We start from the raw sequence: 3365 nt of genomic DNA, 5'->3' as shown, positions 1-3365 counted from the left end.
CGATCTCGAGCGCCTGTTCGCCGGTGTCGGGCTGCGACACGATCAGCTCGTCGATATTGACCCCGAGCTTCTTGGCATAGACCGGATCGAGCGCGTGTTCGGCGTCGACGAACGCGGCGGTGCCGCCGGTCTTCTGCGCTTCGGCGATGACGTGGAGCGCGAGCGTGGTCTTGCCCGACGATTCGGGACCGTAGATCTCGATCACGCGGCCGCGCGGCAAGCCGCCGACGCCGAGCGCGATATCGAGGCCGAGGCTGCCGGTCGAGATCGCCTCGACCTGCATCGTCTCCTTGGAGCCCAGCTTCATCGCCGAGCCCTTGCCGAAGGCGCGGTCGATCTGCGCGAGCGCGGCGTCGAGCGCCTTTTGCCGGTCCGTGGTTGCGGTAGCCATGCCGGTGTCGATCACTTTCAGATTGGCGGCCATCAGAAGCTTCCCTCGCTAGAGCAAGTGCGTGGACCATTCAACGCGTTGGATGCGTCGTATCGCATTTGTTCTGTGAGAACAAGAGCGGAACATGGGTGTTTCACGAGAGCGACTGCGCGGAAACGAGAAAGGGCGGCCGCCTTGCGACGACCGCCCCTCGTTTATCCGACAGCGCCTTCCGGGACCATCGCTGGACGCGCCCCCCGGGACGCGGCGGATCCGTGATCGAGGTGCCTTGCCCGCCTTCGGCGAGTCGGGCCAGCCCGTATATCTACGTAGGTCGTGCCGGGGTGGGATTCGTTCGGATGCGGGACTCGGGCGTGAACCGCGAGGGTGCGTTCGGGGCTCTGGGCTGCTGCTTTCGCAGGAGTGCTAGCTAGGCGAGCTTGGTTTCCAGGCACCAATGGCCGGCGGCGGCGGCGGTGCGCGCGGCCTCGGACCGGGCAGCGATGCTGTCGAACAGGGCGAAGCAGGTCGCGCCGGAGCCGGACATGCGGGTGAGGATCACGCCGTCGGCGGCGGCGAGCAAGGCGAGGACCTTGCCGATGTCTGGGGCGATCCGGCGTGCGGCGGGTTCGAGGTCGTTGCGGGCAGCGACGGAACGGTCGAGGAGATCGCCCCCGGGGATCGGTCCGCGATCGACCCCGTCCCAGCCGGCGAAGACCGCGGCGGTGGAAACCGCGACACGCGGATTGACGAGCAGCAGCGGGGTGCCCGCCAAGCCGTCGAGCGCGACCAGCGAGTCCCCCCTGCCCGTGCCGAGCGCGGTGCGGCCCGCAAGGCAGGCGGGCACGTCGGCTCCGAGCGACGCGGCGATCTCGATCAGGCGGGGATCGTCGCGATCAACGTCATGGAGCCGCGCCAGACCGCGGAGCGTCGCGGCGGCGTCGGCGGATCCGCCGCCGATGCCCGACGCGATCGGGAGATGCTTGTCGAGGACGATCGCGTGGCGTGCGTCGATCGCGAAGCTGGTGGCGAAGGCGGCGGCGGCGCGGGTGACGAGGTTGCCGTCGCTGCCCTGCCCCGGCTGTGGCCGGAGCGCCTCGGCGAAGGGGCCGGTGACGGTGAAGTCGTCCGCGTCGGCGCGGCGCAGCGTCACCGTGTCGCCGTCGGTGGCGAAGGCGAACAACGTCTCGATCTCATGATAGCCGTCCGGCCGACGGTAACGGACGTGGAGCGCCAGGTTGATCTTCGCCGGGGCGGTCTCGACGATCATCGCCGGGCTGGCAGGCCGTCGGTCAGCTTGGCGGCGATCCGCGCCGCATCCGCCGTGGTCGCGGTGAGGGCAGCGGCGCGCCAGGCGTAGCGAGCTTCGTACCGGCGCCCGAGGGTCCAATAGGCGTCGCCGAGATGTTCTCCGATCTCCGCATTGGTCGGATCGCCCGCCGCGGCGCGTTCGAGCAACGGGAGGGCGCGGCTGGTGTTGCCGGACAGATGATAGGCCCAGCCTAGGGAGTCGACGATCGATCCGTCGAGCGGGCGCAGCGCATTGGCGCGTTCGAGCAATTTGGTGGCGCCGGGCAGGTCCTCACCGCGCTCCGCCCGTGCATAGCCGAGATAGTTGAGCGCGAGCGGCTCGGCGGGGGCGAGCGTCAGTGCCTTTTCGAGCGCGCGTTCGGCGCCGGGCCAATCGCCCGCCTGATCGAGCGCGCCGCCATATTGCAGCCAAGCGGACCAGTCGCTCGCCATGCCGTTCGCGTCGACGATCCGGCGATACCAGGGCGCCGCCTCCGCCGGGCGATCGGCGGTGGCGAGGCGATCGGCGTAGCGCTGCCAATCGCCGGCGGTGGCATCGGAGCGCTCGGCGCGGGCCTTGGCGAGCGCGAGCGCCTCGGCAGTGCGGCCGGCATTGGCGAGGACGGTGATGCGGGCGGCAGCGGCGGCGGCCGCGAACGGGCTTTTCGGGCTCACCGCGTCGAGTACCGCGAGCGCGCGATCGGTCGCGCGATCGCGGGCGAGCGCGTCGGCGAGCAGCAGGCGGGCACGGTCGTTAGCGGGTTCGGCGCGCAGCGCGGCGCTGGCGAGCGCGATCGAGAGCGGCGCGGGCCCTTGCTGTGCGGCGAGATCGGCGGCGACGCGGGCGAGCAGCCGCGACACGCCGAAGCCGAGCGATGCCTTGGCAGGGGCGCCCTCGCGCAGGCCGGCGAGGACCGGGTCGTCACCCGTCAGGAGCGCGCGGGCTTCGGTGGGGCGATCGGCGCCGAACAGCAGTTGCGCGGCGGCGAGGCGGAGGTCGATTGGGGCACCGTTGCTGCGCACCGCGTCGACCAGCGCGATCCCGGCTTCGGTGTCGCCCCGTGCGATCAGCAGCAGCGCGCGGGTCTCACCGGCGAAGCGTGCGGCGATGGGGTCGGCGGCGGCGTTGATAGCGGCGAGCGGGGCGAAGGGGTTGCGGCCGGCGGCAAAGGCGCTCCACGCCTTCAACGACGGCATCAGTACCGCGAGCGGGGTGCCCGCGAGCGTCGCGATCGCGGTGTCGGCGGCGGCGTGATCGCCCTTCTGCGCGGCGATCGAGATGGCGAGCAGCGGCAGGTCCGACGGTGCCTGTCCGCCCGCGCGCAGCACCGCGGCGGCGCGGGTCGCGAGCGCGTCGTCGCCCGCCGACAGCGCTTCCCGGTAAGCCGGTTCGGCGATCACGGTGCTGGTCGGCGCCCCGGCGAGCGCGCGGGCATAGTCGGCGACCGCGAGATCGACGCGACCGTCGGCGTCCGCGGCACGGGCGCGGAGATAGGCGGCGAGGTCGCCGCCACCGGCACGCGTGTCGGCGCCGGCGGGAGGCGGCAGCAGCGCGCTACCCGCCAGCGCGCCGACCGTCAGCATGGGCGCGAGCAGGACCCTACATATTGGGATAGTTGGGGCCTCCGCCGCCTTCGGGCACGACCCAGTTGATGTTCTGGGTCGGGTCCTTGATGTCGCAGGTCTTGCAGTGGACGCAGTTCTG

General features: G+C 71.7%; 4 protein-coding genes. All 4 read right to left on the bottom strand.

Going from position 1 to position 3365, the window contains the following annotated elements; genetic code table 11:
- Nucleotides 1–424 (bottom strand): ATPase domain-containing protein (locus tag ACFE77_RS16285; RefSeq protein WP_375422691.1); only part of this gene is annotated, 424 nt, incomplete at its 3' end.
- Nucleotides 425–800: 376 nt separating this feature from the next.
- Nucleotides 801–1640, bottom strand: coding sequence for a 4-(cytidine 5'-diphospho)-2-C-methyl-D-erythritol kinase (locus tag ACFE77_RS16280; protein WP_375422690.1), 840 nt, complete (start codon nucleotides 1638–1640; stop codon nucleotides 801–803).
- A complete protein-coding gene (locus tag ACFE77_RS16275; RefSeq protein WP_375422689.1) occupies nucleotides 1637–3244 on the bottom strand; it encodes a tetratricopeptide repeat protein in 1608 nt (535 codons plus the stop codon). Before ACFE77_RS16275 ends, ACFE77_RS16280 begins: the two co-directional genes overlap by 4 nt.
- Nucleotides 3245–3260: 16 nt before the next feature.
- Nucleotides 3261–3365 (bottom strand): 4Fe-4S dicluster domain-containing protein (locus ACFE77_RS16270; RefSeq protein ID WP_375422692.1); only part of this gene is annotated, 105 nt, incomplete at its 5' end.

The sequence above is a fragment of the uncultured Sphingomonas sp. genome (assembly GCF_964243315.1).
Lineage (GTDB): Bacteria > Pseudomonadota > Alphaproteobacteria > Sphingomonadales > Sphingomonadaceae > Sphingomonas.
Note: the sequence above shows the minus strand (reverse complement) of the source record. Positions and strands in the feature narration are given on the sequence as shown.

Coding starts and splice junctions, on each gene's coding strand:
- ACFE77_RS16280 (WP_375422690.1), bottom strand. CDS start 1,640: ATGATCGTCGAGACCGCCCCGGCGAAGATCAACCTGGCGCTCCACGTC.
- ACFE77_RS16275 (WP_375422689.1), bottom strand. CDS start 3,244: ATGCTGACGGTCGGCGCGCTGGCGGGTAGCGCGCTGCTGCCGCCTCCC.